Source organism: Shewanella sp. QJM3NY_23 (assembly GCF_056173105.1).
This window is the reverse complement of record NZ_CM149657.1, coordinates 3775758-3797479: the sequence shown is the minus strand read 5'-3', so window position 1 is coordinate 3797479 and position 21722 is coordinate 3775758. Positions and strand designations below refer to the sequence as shown.

9 protein-coding genes and 4 tRNA genes are annotated in these 21722 nt (G+C 46.4%); 5 read left to right on the top strand and 8 right to left on the bottom strand.

What is annotated here, in order from left to right; translation table 11 throughout:
* Nucleotides 1–121: 121 nt before the first annotated feature.
* Nucleotides 122–2134: a DNA helicase Rep gene (gene rep, locus AC0VXX_RS16715; protein ID WP_110459073.1), complete on the top strand. Its 2013-nt coding sequence runs from the start codon at nucleotides 122–124 to the stop codon at nucleotides 2132–2134.
* 27 nt (nucleotides 2135–2161) lie between these two features.
* Here the strand turns inward: rep and AC0VXX_RS16710 are convergent, their stop codons facing one another.
* Nucleotides 2162–4804 (bottom strand): sensor domain-containing phosphodiesterase, encoded by a 2643-nt coding sequence (locus AC0VXX_RS16710; protein WP_475515189.1) that lies wholly within the window; start codon nucleotides 4802–4804, stop codon nucleotides 2162–2164.
* Between the two features lie 237 nt (nucleotides 4805–5041).
* On the opposite strand from AC0VXX_RS16710, the gene AC0VXX_RS16705 reads away from it, so the two are divergent.
* The 4 genes from AC0VXX_RS16705 (at nucleotide 5042) to AC0VXX_RS16690 (ending at nucleotide 5507) form a co-directional block, all read left to right on the top strand.
* Nucleotides 5042–5118, top strand: a tRNA-Arg gene (locus AC0VXX_RS16705).
* Nucleotides 5119–5163: 45 nt separating this feature from the next.
* Nucleotides 5164–5239: transfer RNA gene (locus AC0VXX_RS16700), tRNA-His, on the top strand.
* Nucleotides 5240–5302: 63 nt separating this feature from the next.
* A tRNA-Pro gene (locus tag AC0VXX_RS16695) sits at nucleotides 5303–5379 on the top strand.
* Between the two features lie 51 nt (nucleotides 5380–5430).
* Nucleotides 5431–5507 (top strand) — tRNA-Pro (locus AC0VXX_RS16690).
* Between the two features lie 268 nt (nucleotides 5508–5775).
* Here the strand turns inward: AC0VXX_RS16690 and AC0VXX_RS16685 are convergent.
* The 7 genes from AC0VXX_RS16685 to AC0VXX_RS16655 form a co-directional block, all read right to left on the bottom strand.
* A complete protein-coding gene (locus AC0VXX_RS16685) occupies nucleotides 5776–7698 on the bottom strand; it encodes a bifunctional diguanylate cyclase/phosphodiesterase (RefSeq protein ID WP_475515188.1) in 1923 nt (640 codons plus the stop codon).
* An 8-nt stretch (nucleotides 7699–7706) separates the two neighbouring features.
* Nucleotides 7707–8414, bottom strand: a complete 708-nt coding sequence (locus AC0VXX_RS16680) for a transglutaminase-like cysteine peptidase (protein WP_475515187.1) — start codon at nucleotides 8412–8414, stop codon at nucleotides 7707–7709.
* A gap of 19 nt (nucleotides 8415–8433) precedes the next feature.
* Nucleotides 8434–9039: an OmpA family protein gene (locus tag AC0VXX_RS16675; RefSeq protein WP_475515186.1), complete on the bottom strand. Its 606-nt coding sequence runs from the start codon at nucleotides 9037–9039 to the stop codon at nucleotides 8434–8436.
* Entirely contained in the window at nucleotides 9039–10439 is a 1401-nt protein-coding gene (locus AC0VXX_RS16670; protein ID WP_475515185.1) for a TolC family outer membrane protein, read from the bottom strand. The genes AC0VXX_RS16675 and AC0VXX_RS16670 overlap by 1 nt, the downstream gene beginning before the upstream one ends.
* Before the next feature lie 31 nt (nucleotides 10440–10470).
* On the bottom strand, nucleotides 10471–11853 hold the full coding sequence (locus tag AC0VXX_RS16665) for an HlyD family type I secretion periplasmic adaptor subunit (RefSeq protein WP_475515184.1): 1383 nt from the start codon (nucleotides 11851–11853) through the stop codon (nucleotides 10471–10473).
* The gene (locus AC0VXX_RS16660) at nucleotides 11846–14026 is read right to left on the bottom strand and encodes a type I secretion system permease/ATPase (protein ID WP_475515183.1); all 2181 of its coding nucleotides are present in this window, start codon (nucleotides 14024–14026) and stop codon (nucleotides 11846–11848) included. Before AC0VXX_RS16660 ends, AC0VXX_RS16665 begins: the two co-directional genes overlap by 8 nt.
* A gap of 138 nt (nucleotides 14027–14164) precedes the next feature.
* Entirely contained in the window at nucleotides 14165–21679 is a 7515-nt protein-coding gene (locus tag AC0VXX_RS16655) for a retention module-containing protein (protein ID WP_475515182.1), read from the bottom strand.
* Nucleotides 21680–21722 lie beyond the last annotated feature (43 nt).

The following is a 21722-nucleotide window of genomic DNA, read 5'->3' as shown; positions in this document are numbered from 1 at the left end:
GAGCTACTGCGGATAACAAATTAAAAAGCCGCTGGTTATTTTATCTCAATAGATGGGCGCAGATTCTGGTATGATCTGCCTCTGATTTAGACCCTTTTATCTGCTTGGTAGTTGTAAATTCATGAAGCTCAATCCAGGTCAAAATGATGCTGTTCATTATGTTTCAGGCCCTTGCCTCGTCTTAGCTGGCGCAGGTAGTGGTAAGACACGCGTGATCATTAATAAAATTGCTTATCTGGTACAAAAGTGCGGATATCAAGCCAAAACGATTGCCGCGGTGACCTTTACCAACAAAGCGGCTCGCGAGATGAAAGAGCGTGTTGCCCAATCTATGGGGCGTAAAGAAGCGCGCGGTTTATGGATTTCAACCTTCCACACCTTAGGGCTGGAGATCATTAAACGTGAATATAAAGTATTGGGATTAAAGCCCGGCTTTTCACTGTTCGATGATCAAGACTCCCTTGCGCTACTTAAAGAGTTAACTGAAAACGAACTCGATGGTGATAAAGATCTGCTGCGCCTGTTAATGACCGCTATTTCAAACTGGAAGGGCGATTTGGTGATCCCCGCTCAGGCGCGCAAACTCGCCAAAGATGAGCAGTCGCAGTTATTTGCCCTGTTATATCAGCGCTATGCTCAGCATATGAAGGCCTATAACGCATTAGATTTTGATGACCTCATTTTATTACCTACGCTGCTGCTAAGGCATAATCAAGAGGTGAGAGAGCGTTGGCAAAAGCGGATTCAATATTTATTGGTCGATGAGTATCAAGATACTAATACCAGCCAATATGAGCTGGTTAAATTGCTGGTGGGTGAGCGAGCCCGGTTTACTGTGGTGGGTGATGACGATCAGTCTATTTACTCATGGCGTGGTGCTAAACCGCAAAACCTAGTGTTATTGGGTAAAGATTTCCCCTCATTAAGGCTGATTAAACTCGAGCAAAACTATCGCTCCAGCCAACGTATTTTGCGCGCCGCCAATATATTGATTGCCAATAATCCCCACGTGTATGACAAGTCGCTGTTCAGTGAGCTGGCCTATGGTGAGCCGCTGCGGGTGTTGATGGCAGCCAATGAAGAGCAAGAAGCTGAGCGGGTGATTGCCGAGATGATCAGGCATAAATTTGTCGGTAGGACCCAGTTTGGTGACTACGCTATCTTGTATCGTGGTAACCATCAATCACGCTTGTTAGAGCGTGCCTTAATGACTAACCGCATTCCCTATAAGCTCAGTGGCGGCACCTCATTTTTTGGCCGCGCCGAGATTAAAGATATCATGGCGTATTTGCGTTTAGTGGTAAATCCTGACGACGATAATGCCTTTTTACGGGTAGTTAATCTGCCTAAACGTGGTATTGGCCCTGCGACACTGGAACGCTTAGGCAATTACGCCAATGAAAAACAAATTTCGATGTTTGAGGCGATATTTCAAGGCGAGCTTAATCATCATCTACCACCTGCGGCAATGGCGTCGTTATATAAGTTTGGCAAATTTATCGTCGATATGGGCGAAGAGGCCAATCGTGGTGAGCCCGTAGAAGCGGTTAAGCGCCTTATTCGTAATATCAATTACGAAGATTATCTATACGAAACCAGCACCAGCGCCAAGGCTGCTGAGATGCGCATGAAAAACATCTCGGAGCTGTATCGCTGGGTGACCGAAATGCTACAAGGTGACGATCTTGATGAGGGCATGACCTTACCTGAGGTGGTGACGCGTTTAACATTGCGCGACATGATGGAGCGTAACAGCGAAGATGAAGCGGGCGATCAAGTACAGCTAATGACCTTGCATGCCTCAAAAGGGCTGGAGTTTCCTTACGTGTTTATGGTGGGGGTTGAGGAGCGCATCTTGCCGCACCAAAGCAGTATCGACGAAGACAACGTCGAGGAGGAAAGGCGTCTGGCTTACGTGGGCATTACCCGTGCACAAAAGGAGTTGTGGTTTATGATCTGCCGTGAGCGGCGTCAGTTTGGCGAGGTAATGCGTTGTGAACCTAGCCGCTTTTTGCTTGAGTTGCCTCAAGACGATCTGATTTGGGAAAACCGCAAGCCTGCACAAACCGAGCAGCAGCGGGTGCAATCAGGTAAAGCCAATATTGCCAACATACGTGATATGTTCAAAAAATAATGAGGCTAACTTTATCATTTTGCTTGTTTAGGCGGACAGACTATCAGGCTCCTGATTGGGAGTGGTTAACTTTTTTGAATCAATCGATTTACCAAGTGCCAGCCCCTGTCCCTGAGTAAAGTTGAGATTAAGCAGTTGTTGATGTTGTAGCTTAGTTTTAACCCCTTGCACAAATATGCTTAAATCCAATGCACTAGCGGCTAGTTGGTGTGCTTTAAGGAGTTTTTTATGTTGAGGGTGACTTAAGTGGCTAATATAGCTTGGGTCAAGCTTAAGGCCGCTTAATGGTAAAAAGCTAAGGCTACTCAAGGCGCTGTGGGCACTACCATAGGCGTGTAGCCCGAGATTGATACCTAGTTTGTGTAACATTTCAAACGCATTTATATGGCTTTCAGTATCTTGCACAAACGCTTTTTCATCAAAAAACATCCAGATCATTTCTGGCTTGCTGCAGCTTTGTTTAAGGCGGTTTTTAAGTTTGCGCACCGCATGTTTATGTTTTAAATGACGGCTGGAAACATGTAAATGCAGTTGTATCGGGCCGCTTACGGCCACTAGCTTAGGGTAATCGAGATTAAGTTGCTCAAATAAGTAAAGATCGAGCTCTTTAGTGAGATTACAATGCTCTGCAATATTACTGAGTTGTGACTGTTTAAGCTTACCCAATTGCTCATGTTGCCAATAGAGTCTTGGCTCATAGGCCAATATCTCTTGACTGTCGAGAGTCATAATAGGGAAGTATTGCAGGGCCAAGTTTTTGTTGACTAAGGCTTCACGCAATTCAATTTCTAAAGTGATGTCGTGTGCCTGTTTTCCTCTTGTGCGCTTGTCGCTGACAACATAACAGCCTTTGCCATTCGATTTTGCCTGGTACATAGCTGCATCGGCATCTTTGAGCAAAGATTCGCTAGTATCATTGTTATTTTGACCACTAAAAGCAATACCAATGCTAGCCCCGGAGGTAAAGCTCTGCTGGTCTAATTGGTAAGGCGCCGATAACTCACCGAGAATACGCTCTGCTACTTCAATTGCGTCATTGCTGTCGTGAATGCTATCGAGCAGGATGACAAATTCATCGCCGCCAATGCGTGCCAGTGTGTCGTTATCACGGATACACAAGTTAAGTCGTCGAGCCGTTTCAATCAAAAAGCGATCGCCTTGTAAATGTCCTAAGGTGTCATTGATCAGCTTAAAACGATCTAAGTCGATAAACAGCAAAGCAAAACGGTCTAAGCCATGGCGCCTGACATGTTTAACCGCTTGACCTAAGCGCTCCATAAACCGTGCCCGATTGGGTAAGCCGGTCAGAATATCGTGGCAGGCATCATGTACTAACTGTTGCTCAACTTTGCGTCGCTGGCTGATCTCTTTTTCTAAGTCTTGGTTGAGCATGGCCAATGCGCGAGTACGCTGGGCGACTTTCTCCTCTAACTGTTCATAACTTTGCTTTAATGACTCGGCCGATAATTTACGTTCAATGGCGGTAGCAATATGTTGAGATACGAAGGTTAATAGGCCGAGATCTTTTTCGTGATAGGTGTGAGAAGCGCTAAAGCTGTAAATGGTCAAGGCACCTTTGACCACTCCTTGGATAAACAGTGGTACGCCGATCCACTGATTAATGGTCTCAGTATGATTGAGTTGGGGCGCGATAGCGTACAGTTGCTCAGCGTCGACCAGTGTTTTGATATCCGACTTTTCGAGTAATATGGGCTTCTTGTGCTTCAGTATAAACTCCACTAAACCGTCGGCGAGTGGGCGTTTAGAAGGAACATCTATGTTTAATTGGGACACATAGAAGGGAAAGTTTAAATAGCGACCACTGTCGTCGAGCAAGCCGATGTAGCAGTTGTTAGCGGGTAACAGGTGGCTTATCACCCGATGTAATTCAGTGTAGAACACTGTGTCATCGATATTTGAGTTAGACAGTTCGGCAATTTCAAACAGTGACTTTTGCAGATGCTCTGCTCGGCGTCTTTCATTCACCTCTTGCTTGAGCTTGTCGTAAGCCTGACTCAGCTCTTTGGTTCGATGATCGATAGCGGTTTCGAGGTTGTGCTGATACTGCACCCGTTCAATTACACCTGAGACATGTTGGCTAATAAAGGTGATCAGTTCGAGTTCAATATCGCCATAACTGATCTCTGGGTTATAACTTTGAACGGCCAGCACACCGATGATCTGTCCACCACTGAAGATAGGTACCCCAAGCCATTGATGGCAACTAGAACCGCGGCTGACAATTTCTTTGGCTGCGATTAGCTCATTAAACTTGTCGTTATCGCATAGTAAAGCTTGCTGTTGCCGAAACACATAGCCGGTCAATCCGCTGTATAGCGCATTGGAAATTTTCTCAGATGGATAAAGTTGGCTGGGGTGGGGATCTTTTTCATCGATGAAAAAGGGGACATTTAATTCATTGGTATCACTGTTAAGTAAGGCAATGAAAAAATTATCAGCAGGCAAAAGTTTGTTGAGGTTTCGTTGAACCCCTGAATAAAAATCATCGGCGCGTTTTGCACTCGCAGCAATATTGGAAATATCGAGTAAAGCATTCTGAATCACTTCAGAGCGCTTATATTTTCGCGCTAGACTTTTTAAGCGAGTAATCCTTTTGCTTAATTTGTCAATATCACGATCTGCAAGTTGGTCTGTTTTTTCCCTAAACATGACTCCGCCAATTTCTATATAATTATCATATCTGTGACTGCATTAGATGAGGGTTATAAATAGCATAAAAAAGAAACAGCACCAAGTCATTATTTTGACTACTGCAGTGAATATTGACCTAAATGGGCAGTCAGAGGCGTAAATCTGTTAAAAGTTGAGCAAACGCATAAAAAAATCGATGTTTGCTATAGACGAGCAGTTAAATAATCCATATTATATGCGGCGCTAACAAGGCAGGCACCCATAGCTCAGCTGGATAGAGCGCACCCCTCCGGAGGGTGAGGCCGAGGGTTCGAATCCTTCTGGGTGCACCAGTTGGAGTTGAGGTTAAAGTTAGCAAGTAAGCAGTAATATCAGTGGTGATTGTAGCTCAGTTGGTAGAGCCCCGGATTGTGATTCCGGTTGTCGTGGGTTCAAGTCCCATCAGTCACCCCATTACTTCTTATTTAACATTGAGGGTGACCTCATAAAACATCTACTACTTTTTAAGTAGAGACTCGGTGATTAGCGCAGCCCGGTAGCGCATCTGGTTTGGGACCAGAGGGTCAGAGGTTCGAATCCTCTATCACCGACCACATTATAAAATAGTGAGTCTATCTCGGTATTTGCAAAAAATTAAAGATTTTCGGTGATTAGCGCAGCCCGGTAGCGCATCTGGTTTGGGACCAGAGGGTCAGAGGTTCGAATCCTCTATCACCGACCACTTTCGAAAAGCCTTCTGAGTAATCAGAAGGCTTTTTTCGTTTTGGCTGTACTTGCCCTGTAGAGAAGTTGCTAGTGTATGGGCTGTGACGGTAAGCTTAGGTGTAATGGCGGCGATTCATGCAGGCTGGCAGCTCCGTATCTGCACTCGTGTTGTCGGCTTAAATCCAGAGATTTAACGCGAGCCCATCGATTTTTATCCGTCTGTTGCAGTCTTTACTGCTGGTCTATGGATAATAAAAAAGCTGCCATTGGCAGCTTTTTTATTATTAGTTGAGCACTTTTTCTGGCGGAGAAATATAACCCATATAAGCCTCGGTTTTGAGTGGTTCAAACCTGGCTAGCTGCTGCTGTTCTTCAATGCCGGTGACAATGACCTGAATATCGAGGCCTTTAGCAACGTTAACTAGGGCGCGGCAGAGTTCGCTACTGTGTTCATTTTCATCGTAGTAAGCGAAGGACTGATCCAATTTGACATAACTTGGTCGCAGTGTCTGTAGGTAAGCCATTGAGCCAAATTGACGACCAAAATGGTCTATGCCAAAGTGTGCACCATTATCTCTAATAATGGCACACAGAGCCTGGCAGGCGTCAGGGTCGCTATAGATACCCGCTTCAGGAATATCAAAAACAATTCTTTGGCTAAAACGGCTATTGCGGAGAAATTGATTTAACCATTTGTGGAATTCGAGGTCACGTAGGCTGTGGAACGTCAGATTAATCGCAATTGGTTCATAATTTTTTTCAATAATGCCATTGTCTACAATAGACTCGATAAGACAGCGGTCCAGTAAAGAGCCCAATGATAAGAGTTCAACATAAGGCATAAATTGCCCTGCATGGATCTCTTTATCGCCAATGGTTAATTGGCAGTACAGCTCGCGCTGTAACACTGTGGTTTGATTATTGAGATAAACGGGCTGCCATTTAAATTGAAAGCGTTTTTCTGTAATCGCTGCGCTAAGGTGTTCGCGCCACTGCTCTTTGCTGTAAAGCTGTTTTTCATCGCTTTCAAACCAGTGGAAAACGTTATTTTCGGCGACAGCTTGTTGTAATGCATTGTCTGTTTGTGACAACAACTCTGAAACCGTCATCGAATCTGTACGGTGGGCGATACCGATAGCAAATTGTTCATTAGGCTTACAGCCTGCCTTAGAAATTTCCTGATTCACAGTTCTAATGAGGGTGTGTAAGTATTTGCTGCTTTGCTCTTGTTCGGCGCTGGTGATTAGAAAAGCAAATTCATACGCTGCAATACGGGCAATTACAGACGGGGCGACTTCATCGAGTTGTTGTTGCAGTCTTTGTGCAAGTAAACGTATGGTCTCATCACGCACTTGGTAACCATATTTACTGTGTACTTCCTCTAGCCAGTCGAACTTAGCCATCATTAACGAGCCATTATTAGGCTCGCTCAACCAGCTGTGGATACGTGCCATCATGTATTGACGATTGGGTAATCCAGAAACTTGATCGACGAGATTTTTCTTTCTTAACTCGGTCACTTCTTCATCGAGTGAGTTGAATATTTTTTTCAGCTGATGCGACATACTATTAAAAGCTTCGACTACTGACTTTAATTCAGAGGTCTTAGGAAGTGGCATGTCTGGGCCAAATTTTCGTTTAGCCACCTCTGTGGCGTGTTCCGCGATGTCATGTAGAGGTTTGAGGATCCAGGTTAGTCCGAAGCGAGCCAGCATAATGGCGATTAAAAACAGAATGGAAATGGCTATAATGGCGTTGGTCATGGTGCGCCATAGCTCGTTATAACCAAAGCCTGGATGAGCGGTAATTTCGAGTTTGGCTAACTGTAACCAGCCTGAGGTAATGATGCTTTCACGGCTGATGGTGTCAAAAAAGCCCAGATCGATAAACCATTGCGGAACTCCTTCAATTTTTACCTCGTTTTCCCATACTTGTTGCTTACCATCAATTAACCACGTCAGTTTGACCTGTTGATAGTAACCGCCTTCAAAGATCACATTGATCAAGGTTTCGGCGCCGACAATATCGCCAGCTTCTAAGTCGGGAACTAGCATGATCCCTAAGCTGTGGCTGGTGTTATTAAGGTCAGATTCCATTTGTTTGGTTAAGAAACTTTGGGTCTCGGTAAACTGCACGTAAGCCAAGCTGACGACAACAACCAGAAAAAGGCCCAAAAGCAGTGAGTATATCTGTCGAAACAGTGTCATTGTTCTAGCTACTCCAATCTTAATTTGGGCATTCTCAGTCGTTCGACACCCAATCTTTGTTTGAGATCATTCCATTTTTCAAGACGTTCAGATGAGCCTGCAAGCACACCACGTCCTTTCTCTTTGTTTAACCATAGCTTTCGACCATTGAAGCTGTACACAGGAATAAGATCGTTTCGTTGCGTTGCTGGTTTTATGGTGCGGTCGAGATTATCGAGTACTAAGGGAATTGAGCCTGGTGTTTCATAGTAGGCCAGCACCATGTGGTATTGGTTAACTGAGGTGGCTTTGACCATAGTGATGCGTAATTTGTCATCGTCAATGCCAAGTTGCAGTAGAGTGAAATATTTTGCGATAGAAAAGTCTTCACAATCACCGCCATTGACACCAATAAATTCCATAGGACTTGCCCAGTAGTTGCTCTCACCCCAAAGCTTAATGTCGTCGATAAACCGAAATAGATTGAAAAAATTATTCACTTTAGTGATTTTTTCCAGCTCACTCAGTCCCTGCGCTTCATTGAGTACCTTAAACCAGGCTTTAGCGCGTTTCCCGGCGCGCTCACCGTATCTGCTCTCTAAAGTCGAGGTGATACGGTTTGCGTCCAGTTGATGAGTAGGAGAAGCATATAGGCATGAGAACCCTAAGGTCATCGCCATCACACTAAGTTGGCAGACCTTTAAGAATTGTCGATGTCCGCCAAATTTTGCTTTCATGTTCTCCGACTATTTTGGGTTATTTAACTTCTTCGTCCACGGTATAGATATTCCACTTCATGTCAGCAGTGGTGTCTTCCCCGGTTAATTCAGCGATCACGCGGCGATTGCGCTTGTGCGCTTCTGGCGTGTTGGTTGGATCAACGGGGCGGTCATAGCTGTAGCCAATGGCTGTCACTCGACCATTATCAATACCAAAACGTTCTGACAGTAGTGAGCTTACCGCATTCGCCCTGTTTTGTGACAGAGTTAAGTTGTGATCGTAAGAGCCTGTTTTACTACAGTGACCTTCGATTGTAACTTGGGTATTAGGGTACTGTCTCATAAATGTCGCAACGGTTTCTACCTGGTCATAATACTGAGGATCAATGTAGAAAGAATCGTTAGCAAACAATATCTTTAACTCCTGCCGTTCGTTAATCGGTTTGATTTTACCACAGCCATAGTTATCGATAGTGGCGCCTGCGACGGTGTCGTTGCAGCGCTCTCTGGCAACAATGACACCATCTCTGTCATTGTCATTGAGGTCAAATACCTGCTCTGTAGGAGTGTCCATGTTGACTGTGTCACGCATCGAACAGCCACCAATTAAGGCGATACTGACGAGTATTAATAGAGCTTTCATTATTTAACTCCCCCTTCATATTCGCGTTCACCCTTCCACACATCGGGACGAGTAACTCGAAGTGATTCTAATAATCTTCCTGTGGCATTAAGAATTCGGTATTCAGAAATGATCTCATCATACTCGGCTTCTAAATAATCTTTACGTGCTTCAAATAGCTCGTTTTCTGTATCGAGCAGATCGAGCAGGGTACGCTGACCTAAATTAAACTGCTGGCTATAGGCCACTTGTGTATCCTTGGCGGCCACAACGTGGTCGCGAATATACATCTTTTGAGGCTCGAGCAGTTCATAGGCGTTCCAGGCTAAGTTGACCCCTTCGACGACTTGACGATAAGCGCGTTGGCGAATCTCTTTGGCTTCGCCCAGTTTGTAGGCCGCCTCTTTTTCACGGGCTACATCTTTACCACCGGCAAACAGGTTGTATTTGACGCGAACCATGGCCACTAAGTCATTACTATGGCCGCCCACATTCTGCGAATAACCATCTTCACCGTCGATGTCGTTATTCCAATTACCACCCAACTCTAACGTTAGCTTGGGATAGTAGTTAGATTGTGCCGATGAGCGTTCATATTCGGCAGCAGTGATATCGCTCGCCGCCGATTTTAATACCGGATGGTTGTCTTGAGCAATTTGAATGCTGCTGTTTAAGTCAGCCGGTAGCATGTCATCATCGGGTACTGGGACAATGAGATCTTCAGGTTGTTTCTCAACAATTCTGACGAACTGCGCTTTGGCATCGTAAAAATTGTTTTTCGCTGAAATCACATTGGCATTGGCGCGTGCAAGACGACCGGTGATCTGTGATAAATCGGCAATTGAACCTAAGCCAGAATCAGTACGCTGCTTAATTTGGTCGTAAATGTCTTTATGACTTTGCAGGTTTTTTTCTGCCAAGGTTAATACTTGCTCAGCACGGATATAGTTGACGTAGACATTGGCTACATCGAGTGCAATATCTTCGGCTGCGGCAAACAGTGCCCACTGATCGGCACTGGCTTCAAAGCTATAACGATCGACTTCGCTAGAGGTATAGAAACCATCGAATAACATCTGTTTGATGCTAAAGCCTGCTTCACCACGAGTGAGCTCGATAACGCCATCGCTATCAACATCCCCTAGGCCTGCTTTTCTGCGGGTTGATGGGCTGTTGGTTTGTTCCCAGCCATAGCCACCGCTAATATCGACCGTTGGCATGTAGCCTGCGTACGCTTGGCTCACTTGTTCTTCACGTGCTTTAAAACGGTTAAACGCGATACGAATATCTGGATTGGTATCCAGTGTGTGAGCGACTGCTTGTTCTAGTGTTTGGCTAGAACCGACTCCTGGTAGTAACATCGCGCCAATAGCTAGCGTCATGGCGCTGCGTTTTAGCTGAAGTACAGTTTGCTTACTCATGTTGTAACCCCCCTGGTTAATTTCGGTGAACTTAACGTTCACGTAGAGCTGTATCTCTTGCTCTTAAAATTGGATTAAGTATGTACTCCAGCACGGATCTTTGCCCAATTATTACATCTACCGAGGTCAACATCCCCGGAATAATGGGCATTAAGGTTCCATCGTCTTTCGTCAAACTTGATAATTCAGTTCTAACCCTTACAAGATAGAAACTGTTTCCCTCTTCGTCCTGTGTTGTATCGGCACTGATGTGCTCCACAACGCCATTTAAACCACCATAACGGGTAAAGTCATAAGCGGTCACTTTAACAACGGCGGGTAAGCCAGGATGTAAAAACGCGATATCTTTTGGCAAAATTTTGGTTTCAATCAATAGCTGATCTTCTGACGGCACAATTTCGATAATATCAATGCCAGGCTGAACAACTCCGCCTAATGTATTGATATGCACTGTTTTAATGGTACCGTTGACTGGCGAGACGATTTCGGCTTTGCTGACCTTGTCTTGCGCGCCCACTTGCGCTTCGTTAATACGAGACAGGCGAGTTTGCATCTCATTGAGCTGAGTTCGTGTGTCAGCGGCAAACACAAATAGTGCTTCGCGTCGCTTTAAAATCGCTTCGTCTTGTGACGCTTTCACTTTGGGGCGCAATAACCTAACCGACGCTAACTCACCGCGAATATCGTTGACGATACGTTCTAGTTTGAGTAGCTCAACTTCAGGCACAATGCCTTTTTTAGCCAGGGGACGTGTCAGCTCTAATTCTCGTGTGACTAACTGAAAACTGGTGGTTAAGGTCGATATTTTTGATGCCAGCTCTTGGGTTTCTTGTTGTTTTTGCTGGATCTGACGCGCCAAAATTTCAAGTTGATTACTGAGGTTATCGAGACGCCCCTCATACTCTTCTTGTTGGCGACGCACTAAATCGGGTTCGTTATCTATGAGTGTTTGCGAAAATTGAAGTGGCTGCTTAACAATTTTGACCTGCTCGCGCCAATCCGAGGCGACATCAGAAATGGTGATGCTGTTAAGTTCGGTACGCAGGCGCAATACATTAGCCTGCAGGCTATAAACCTCTTGTTCTTGCTGGGCAAAGTCAGATTTAAAGCGGGTATCATCGATACGCACTAACGGTTGCCCCTTAGTGACCATCATCCCTTCTTGAACGTATAGCTCTTGCATAATGCCGCCATCCAAACTCTGGATCACCTGAATTTGCGACGAGGGAATGACTTTACCCATGCCAGTGGTGACACGATCTAATTTCGCAAAATAGGCCCACAATAAAAAACACACAATTAATGCCGACAAAGCCCAAATAATCAGTCTATGACTGGTTGGGGCATCGGTCATCATGGCGCCATAAACGTCATCCACCATCTCTAAATCATGGGTCGTTAAGTGTTTACTCACCCTTTGGACCTCCAGATAATAGCCCTTTGGCGAGTTTATTCAGCACGGCATCTTTGGGGCCGTCAGCCACGATATGGCCACGATCTAACACTATGATGCGATCGACTAGGTTAAGCAGGTGCATTTTATGGGTGATCAGTAACAAGGTTCTCTCTTTGGTCACGTTTTTCATGGCGCGAATAAACTGCTTTTCGGCGCGCGCATCTAGACTGGCAGTAGGTTCATCCATTAACAGAACGGGTGGATCGTTAAGGGTTGCTCTAGCAAGTGCAATGGTTTGGCGCTGACCACGTGATAAAGATTGACCACCTTCACCTACTTGTTGATCTAAGCCTTCGGTCTCTATATCGGTAAATTGATTGACGCCAGAGAGTTGCACTGCCCGAATCAATTGATGTTCGGTCACTTGGCGAGTACCAAATAGAATATTATCGCGAATAGTGCCATGAAACAGGGTAATGTCTTGCGGTAAGTAACCAAAGTTACGCCGTAAATCAGTGGGGTGAATTTGGGCTGCATCTAGGCCGTCGTAGCGCAGGCTACCTTTAGTGGGTTGATATAAGCCCACAAGCAGTTTAGCCAAGGTACTTTTACCCGACCCATTGCGACCGATAATCGCAACACGCTCACCAGGTGAGATAGACAAGGACATAGGGTGCAGTACTGGGCGTTCAGAGCCCGGATAATTAAAGCTGACATGGTCGGCGTTAATTTGTCCTTGTAAGCGCTGCTTGCTGACCAAGTGTCCTTTATGTTGAAACTCATCTTCTTGTGTCATTATCTGATCAAGTTGACGCAGGGCGCTGGCGGTATGATTGCCACGGGTCATTAAGCCGGCTAACTGTGCCATTGGCGAGATAGCACGGCTCGATAAAATCACCGCGGCAATAATGCCACCCATTGATATTGCGTTATCCGCGACTCGATAAACCCCTAAAATAACCACGCAAACGACCGATAGTTGCACTATGAAATTGGCAATATTGGTGACTGATGTCGATATTTTTTTGGCCTTTAATTGCCAGTTAGCGGTATGACCTATCATCTGCTGCCAGCTTTTTTGTACAAGCCCTTCAGCGCCGCTAGACTTTATTGACTCTAATGAAGCAAGCGATTCAATAAGATGACCATGTTTTAAGCTGGCAAACTTATTACTCTCTTCGATTGCGACCTTAAGCCGAGGCTGCATAAATAAGGTGTAGCCGATAATAATGGCGCCCCCAATTAAGGGGATAATTGCCAAGTCGCCAGCCACGATATAGATGACGATGACGAAAAATATGGCAAACGGAAGATCCACTAAGGTGGTGATGGTGGCCGATGTTAATATCTCGCGAATACTGTCAAATTCACCTAGTTGCCTGGCCATTCCACCGACACTAGGAGAGCGTTTTTCTAATGGGATACCAATGGCTTTGGCAAAGAGCTGTGATGACACGATAATATCGACTTTTTTACCAGCAACATCAATTAGGTAGGCGCGCAGCTGTCGCATAATAAAATCGAAGATATACGCAATACCTGCACCAATTGCCAATACCCAAAGTGATTCAAATGCAAGGTTAGGTACCACTTTATCGTAGACATTCATAATAAATAGTGGTGATACCAGCGCAAACAGGTTGACCAATACCGAAGCAATTAATGCATCACGATAAATCGGTGCTGAATCTTTCAGGGTTTGCCATAGCCAGTGGGTTTTATTATCGTGCAGGCGCAGATCAAAGCCCATGTCGCCACGGTATTGCTGTTTAACCAAAAAGAGGTAACCCACATACAGGGCTTCGAGCGCTTCTATGGTCAGCTGCTCTTCACCACCACTTTCGGGCAGTTGAATGACGGCGCGATCGTTTTCTAAATCTATTTCTCGAAGTAAACAGGCCTTTTGGTCTTTAAGCAGCAAGATACAGGGAAGAAAAATAGGCGAGATTTGATCTAAGCCTTTGCGGGTTAATTTGGCGGTAAGGCCAGCTCTGCCAGCAGCTTGTGGTACTAGCTCTGGGGTTAAAATGCTGCCAGACAGCGGTAAACCTGCGGCCAGAGATTCGCTAGAGCAGGGGCTACCGAAATATTCGGTTAATAGGACTAAACTGTCTAGCAAAGGGTCGACAGTCACTCGTTGCGAGGCTGAAATGGTCCATTGCTCAGTTTTTGGAGACGCTGTGGATTGCACCTTAAAAACATATCCTTAAGATTTTATTAAACATTATTTGATTTTAATTATAGAAGTATTAACAGGACATAACAAAAGGATTGATAGCACCAATTAGTATGACTAACTAGTGCTATCATCTATCATCTTATGCATTAACTACATAATTTTGCTATCAAGCTCTTGTGGAGTATAGAAAGTTAATGGTTCGGTACTGCTACTAGAATAAGCAGAACTTGCATCGTCTATGATTAGCGCTCCATCCCCATTCGTGCCTAAGAGTGAGTTGATCACTTCGGCATCACTGTTAACACCAAGTTCGGCAAATAAATCGACCCCATCAAGTACAATCATCTGATCGACATGACCATCATCGTTTGCATCAATTTCGATAGTCGTGTTGCCATTCTCAACAGAGAAGTGCAGATACGTTTCTAAATTATCTTTAGTCTCAACTTGAAGCAGATCGCTTAGATCGAGTTTGTCCTGCTTGACGTTAAAATCGGTAATATGGTCGGTACCCGTATCGCCTTGTTGCCAGACGAAGGTATCAGCGTCAACGCCGCCAGTTAAGGTGTCATCACCTAGGCCGCCAATCAGGGTGTCCTCTCCCCAGCCGCCTATGAGGCTGTCGTTTCCAAGCCCACCTAGTAGTTCATCATCTCCGCCTTGGCCGAAAAGTACGTCATTACCTAAGCCGCCCATTAATGTATCCGCACCATCATTGGTGTTATTGATATCGAATTCAGAAATATGCGAGCGAATATAACTATGGATATCTTTTAAGGATACGTCATTAATGTTTTCGTTGGTTTCGTTTGCAACATATTTTTGCAGAGCAACAAATCCTTGCCCATCAATATTGTTAAATTTAACTAAATCACCAAAGATAATATCATTTCCGGCACCGCCATCGGTGTTATCGTCACCTTGCGTGAGTAAGGTTTCAGAACCTAAAATCACGCTTGCAAGGTCGCTGACATCGATTTGCGCTTGTACATTACCGTCAGTGTCATAAAGTGCTAGGGTCTGTGTCGATACGCCATCACCTATACCTATCGCTCTCACTTCTGAAACCGCATTTAATAAGCCAAATGAGTGTTGAGCTTGTTCGGCATTAGTCGCCGATTCCTCGAAGCGATAGCTGCCGTTCTTTTTAGCTTCAATGTCGCCTTGTTTCTGGTTGGTATATAAAGAAAATACCTGCCCATTCTCATCGATAATAACTTTGCCATCGAGTGTAACAACATCTCCCAGACTGTATTGCCCGTTATTGATAAGGCTATCTAGAGTGATAAAGTGATGCGAATTTCCATCCAATCCAACATAGAAACTGCTGGCGTTATCACTAGAGCTGTTATTAGGTTGGCCATCGGTGATGAAATAGGTGAGATTTGTTGCTTCATTATTTGTAATGGCATCACTATTAAACCAGTCGATAACTGAGTCAAAGCCTGCTTCATAATTGGTGTTGTCATCGGCGTAAACGCCATTAATGGCATTTTTCAGTGTGCTCAATGCATTTTCGTCGGCAAGATTAACGGAAACATTCATTTTTGTTGCCGATGCGAAGTCGACAAACAGAACATTCACAACACCGGCATTAGCTCCCTTAGCGCTATTAAATAAGGTTTCAAATACACTGGTTAACTGCTCTTTAGCCGTTTGGATCTCACGACCCATACTACCTGAGGAATCGAGTACAAAGGCGAGGTTATAATTTTCACCAGACACGATTTGCAAGCCTTCGGTGTCGCTTACAATCACATCATGATTATCACTGCCGTTGATATCGTTATCGCCGTCGGTACCCGACTTATACTGGTAAGTTCTGGTTGGAATGACATCAAAATATACGCTTGCAGTATCTACTAAACCATCGGGATCTGTGATGGTATAGTCGAAGCTAGCAGGTCCGGTATAACCTTCTTGCGGCGTAAAGACGATATTACCTTGGCCATCTATCGATACCGTGCCGTGACTGGCATTGCCGGCATTGATGATTTCAATAGCATCGCCATCAGGGTCGCTATCATTGCCTAAGAGTGTCGAGGCTTGAAAAGTAAATGGTGTGTCTTCTAGCACTTGAGCCGGTTGAGTCAATATCTGATCACCAAGTGGTGTATAGCCACCAATCTGGGTACCATCTTGTTCAAACTGCCCTAGCTCAATGTCGAGTTCGTAAGCACCGCCTTGATCCCAGTAGATTATTTCAATTTCATGGCTACCATCAGTGGCTATGTCAAAGTAAACATGACCTTCCTCACCAGGATAGCGAGTCTTTGATGATTGATTCGCGGAAAATATAGCGACAATTTGACCATCGATTTTAATGGCATAGCCATCATCAGCGGTTACTTTTAACCCATAACGGCCAGCGTCAAGCTGTACTGTTCCTTGCATATGCAAGATAGCATCAGAAGTATTACCCGGATCTGCCGTTAGGCTTGCGGCATCGCTACCTAAGAAGGTCTGTAAACTTTGGCCAGTACCTAAATCGCCATTGCCCCAGCCATAACTTAGGGTGGTTGCTGTAAATAGTGCATCAGGGTCTTTGCTGTTGATAAAGTTCATCACCTGCTCAACAGATGTGAGATTACCGCCATCAGAGCCTTGGTTGTAACCATAGTATGCGCTTGATAAGCCACTACCAAGGTAGTCGTTTCCAGCATCTGGCGCTACATTATAATCAGCAACATTAACGGTAATACTCGATGAGGCTGTAGAGCCTAAGCTATCAGTTGCAATGACTTCAATACCTGTGACGGAGAGATTATCCACATCAACGTTGTGAGGTAGTTTGCCTAATAGCTCGGCATCAAGAACAACAGCACCTTGTTGGCCTGCTGCAATCGCGTCCCAATCAAGAGTTAACTTAAGGAGATCGCCACGGCCATTCATTGAGCCGATAAGCTTGCCATCCTCGATACGCCAGTTCATTGGCTGGCGAATACCCTGTACGTCAATGTTATCGGTATTACCAAAGGTAAAGCCTGTGATCTCTGCATCGCCAGCTTTGAATAATAAGGTGTCAGTATCATTGTCTGCAGCATCTGACAGCAAAGTTGCTTCATTTAGGCTGGCAAATCCATAAGGGGTTACAGCTGACAGTGCCGATGGTGGAGTTAAAGTCACACTGAAATTGTTATCGCTGTCTACGTCGCCATCACTGTCAATAATATCCACAGTGAAATCGAGAGTAGTGCCAGTCGTGTCAGTCGTAATGGTTTCAGTATTGAGTGCCTGAAGGTTAAAGTCTGAGCCGCCATCCGCAGTTGATAGCTCGATGAGATTAACCTCAGCAAAAGATGAGTTTGACAGATAAGCCTTAAATTCTGCACTAGTGCCGACAAAAGTATGGGTAATAGCTGTGCCATCGGCATCAGTACCCGAAACAGAGAATGTGGCTTTACTAGTGTATTCTTTACCGCTATTAGCACTAAGGGTAATGCTTAAATTATTTGTCACAGGCTTACTAAAGGTTAAAATTAACGTTTCACCGTCGCCAATATCTTTGCCTGTACCAACTCCAACCCCATTATTGCTTGTATTGACTGTTAAGGTTGCGTTATTAGGGCCTTTTGCCGTTAATGTACATTGAACAACATCACCTTCAGCTGCTTCGCCGACCATTGTACCTTCTAATAAAATGAATAGGTCTTCGTCATTACCACCTGGGATCGAGCCAGCTAAATTTGCATTTGTGGTAATCACTTCAGTGATGGACTGCTGCATATCTAGGACGTATTCACCTGAGTTAGGATCCACGGATAGAGTAAAGACTACAGATTGTTCAGCGTTAGTCTCGTCATACCCAGCTGGACTGCTACTGGTATATGCAATCATAACGTCAGGGTTTTCTGGGTCGACAAAGTAATAGAGAGTCTCTCCATCTGTCGTTAAACCAGAGTCAGCAAAATGCAGTTCACTGCCAGGCTCGTTACTCCAGTTCGAGATATTGCCGGTTAAATCTGCTGAATAATCTGTATCGGCACCTTGTACGTTAAGCGTTCCAGTAAATTGACCTGCGCCATTGTTGGCACTAATGCTGTTAACGTTTGCTTCTGGTGCATCATCTTCGATAATGACATTAAGGCTACCGTTGGTAGTTCCGCCTTTGCCATCACTTACATTTAAGCCGAAATCTAAAGAGAGATTATCTTCAGATGTGGTATCCGGATGATCAACTGGTGCAAGCAGTGTGACATCATAGCTCCACTCCCCTGAGCTATTTCCTTCAGGGCCTGATAGCACTACCGTCATTACTGCCTGATATGAATCAGTGTCAGGAATACCGATATAGCCAGTCAAGGTGTCGGTACTATCATCCCAACCCCACTGAACAGTTTCCCCACCAGACGTTATATCCGCTGGCCCAGATAGCGATACAGTAAGGGCGTCGCCATCAGCATCATTAATTTCAATTGTCCCCGATGCAGTCACAGAGTCAGTCGTGTCAGTCGTGCCATTGCTGTCAGCCAAGCCATTAGCAAGGCCTTCTTCTGAGACCTGGGTACTTGTGATAGTGCCGATTATTGGGGCATCGTTGATTGCGTTGACATCAACGTTGACGGTGATCGGCTCAGAGACGTTGCCCTGCGCATCTTCAATGGTGTAGGTAAAGGTGTCTTGCGTGGTGTCACTGCCATCATGGCGGTAAGTGACGGTGCCATCGGCATTGACGGTGAGCGTGCCGTTGGCAGGCTGGCCGACAATCACGATGCTGCCCAAGTTCAGCTCACTTTCGCTGTCCGCGTCATTGCTGGCGACATTAATCACCACTTGCGCGCCTTCGTCGACGTTAGCGGTATCATCTGCACCAATCGGCGCGGTGTCATCGACGGCGTTGACATCAACGTTGACGGTGATCGGCTCAGAGACGTTGCCCTGCGCATCTTCAATGGTGTAGGTAAAGGTGTCTTGCGTGGTGTCACTGCCATCATGGCGGTAAGTGACGGTGCCATCGGCATTGACGGTGAGCGTGCCGTTGGCAGGCTGGCCGACAATCACGATGCTGCCCAAGTTCAGCTCACTTTCGCTGTCCGCGTCATTGCTGGCGACATCAATCACCACTTGCGCGCCTTCGTCGACGTTAGCGGCATCATCTGCACCAATCGGCGCGGTGTCATCGACGGCGTTGACATCAACGTTGACGGTGATCGGCTCAGAGACGTTGCCCTGCGCATCTTCAATGGTGTAGGTAAAGGTGTCTTGCGTGGTGTCACTGCCATCATGGCGGTAAGTGACGGTGCCATCGGCATTGACGGTGAGCGTGCCGTTGGCAGGCTGGCCGACAATCACGATGCTGCCCAAGTTCAGCTCACTTTCGCTGTCCGCGTCATTGCTGGCGACATCAATCACCACTTGCGCGCCTTCGTCGACGTTAGCGGCATCATCTGCACCAATCGGCGCGGTGTCATCGACGGCGTTGACATCAACGTTGACGGTGATCGGCTCAGAGACGTTGCCCTGCGCATCTTCAATGGTGTAGGTAAAGGTGTCTTGCGTGGTGTCACTGCCATCATGGCGGTAAGTGACGGTGCCATCGGCATTGACGGTGAGCGTGCCGTTGGCAGGCTGGCCGACAATCACGATGCTGCCTAAGTTCAGGTCACTTTCGCTGTCCGCGTCATTGCTGGCGACATTAATCACCACTTGCGCGCCTTCGTCGACGTTAGCGGCATCATCTGCACCAATCGGCGCGGTGTCATCGACGGCGTTGACATCAACGTTGACGGTGATCGGCTCAGAGACGTTGCCCTGCGCATCTTCAATGGTGTAGGTAAAGGTGTCTTGCGTGGTGTCACTGCCATCATGGCGGTAAGTGACGGTGCCATCGGCATTGACGGTGAGCGTGCCGTTGGCAGGCTGGCCGACAATCACGATGCTGCCCAAGTTCAGCTCACTTTCGCTGTCCGCGTCATTGCTGGCGACATCAATCACCACTTGCGCGCCTTCGTCGACGTTAGCGGCATCATCTGCACCAATCGGCGCGGTGTCATCGACGGCGTTGACATCAACGTTGACGGTGATCGGCTCAGAGACGTTGCCCTGCGCATCTTCAATGGTGTAGGTAAAGGTGTCTTGCGTGGTGTCACTGCCATCATGGCGGTAAGTGACGGTGCCATCGGCATTGACGGTGAGCGTGCCGTTGGCAGGCTGGCCGACAATCACGATGCTGCCTAAGTTCAGGTCACTTTCGCTGTCCGCGTCATTGCTGGCGACATTAATCACCACTTGCGCGCCTTCGTCGACGTTAGCGGCATCATCTGCACCAATCGGCGCGGTGTCATCGACGGCGTTGACATCAACGTTGACGGTGATCGGCTCAGAGACGTTGCCCTGCGCATCTTCAATGGTGTAGGTAAAGGTGTCTTGCGTGGTGTCACTGCCATCATGGCGGTAAGTGACGGTGCCATCGGCATTGACGGTGAGCGTGCCGTTGGCAGGCTGGCCGACAATCACGATGCTGCCCAAGTTCAGCTCACTTTCGCTGTCCGCGTCATTGCTGGCGACATCAATCACCACTTGCGCGCCTTCGTCGACGTTAGCGGCATCATCTGCACCAATCGGCGCGGTGTCATCCACCGGAGTGACGACGATGGTTAACGTCGCTTCTTCGCCGGTATTGGTGGTGTAAGTGATCACCGGGACGTTGCCGTTCCAGTTATCGTTGGGCGTAAAGGTGTATGAGCCATCGGCGTTGATCACCAGGCTGCCGCCTTCTACTTCAACTGTGGTACCGGCGGTGACGGTCTGACCGTCGACGCTGAAGCTGACGACTGATAACTCGCTGTCGATGTCACTGTCGTTATCCAGTACGTTGCCGGTGGCGACTGTATCTTCTGCAATCGTGTTGCTGTCGTTGGTCAGCACTGAGGCATCATCCACCGGGCTGACTTCAATAGTTAACGTCGCTTCTGCGCCCGTATTAGTGGTGTAGGTGATCACAGGAACGCTGCCGTTCCAGTTGTCGTTGGGTGTGAAGGTGTATGAGCCATCAGCGTTGATGACGAGTGTGCCGCCGTCGAGTTCTACCGTGGTGCCGGCGGTAACGGTTTGGCCGTCAACGGTGAAGCTGACGACTGATAACGCACTGTCATTATCGGAATCGTTGTCTAATACGTTGCCGCTAGCTAGAGTATCTTCTTCAATACTGGCTGTGTCATTTGTTGTCAGCGTTGGGCTTTCATCGGTAATGATGGTTGTTTCTACAGCTGTATTAGCTAAATCCTGTGACAGACCTTGGGTGTTAAAGCCTGCTGCAGCTATTGTTTGTGCGCCATCACGGCCAACGGAGATGAAATCAGATCCACCTTCATTATTCGTTGTTCCACCTGCAGCTGTCTCTGGTAAATTAGCTGTTGGATCTTCTCCTGATTGAATCAGTGCTTGTAGTTGCTCGATTTCAGTTAGTGCATCAATACTTTCGGCGTTAGTGGTATCGCTATTTTCTGCAATATTAGATGGTTTCGATGCGGAGGCGCTACTGTCAAACATGCTGCCATCTTCAAATGCGATAGATAGATTGGATTCGGTGGGGATAAACAGCGTCGAACCGACCGGAACATGCTCGCCAATCGTTAAAGTTTTCTTACCACTGCTGGTTTCAATCGAGATCTCTCCACGAGCATCTATGATTTGTCCATTTGCCGTTGTAACGATTGATTGCATGACGCGCTCCCACACCTTAAATTAACATTTCCGAATACACAAT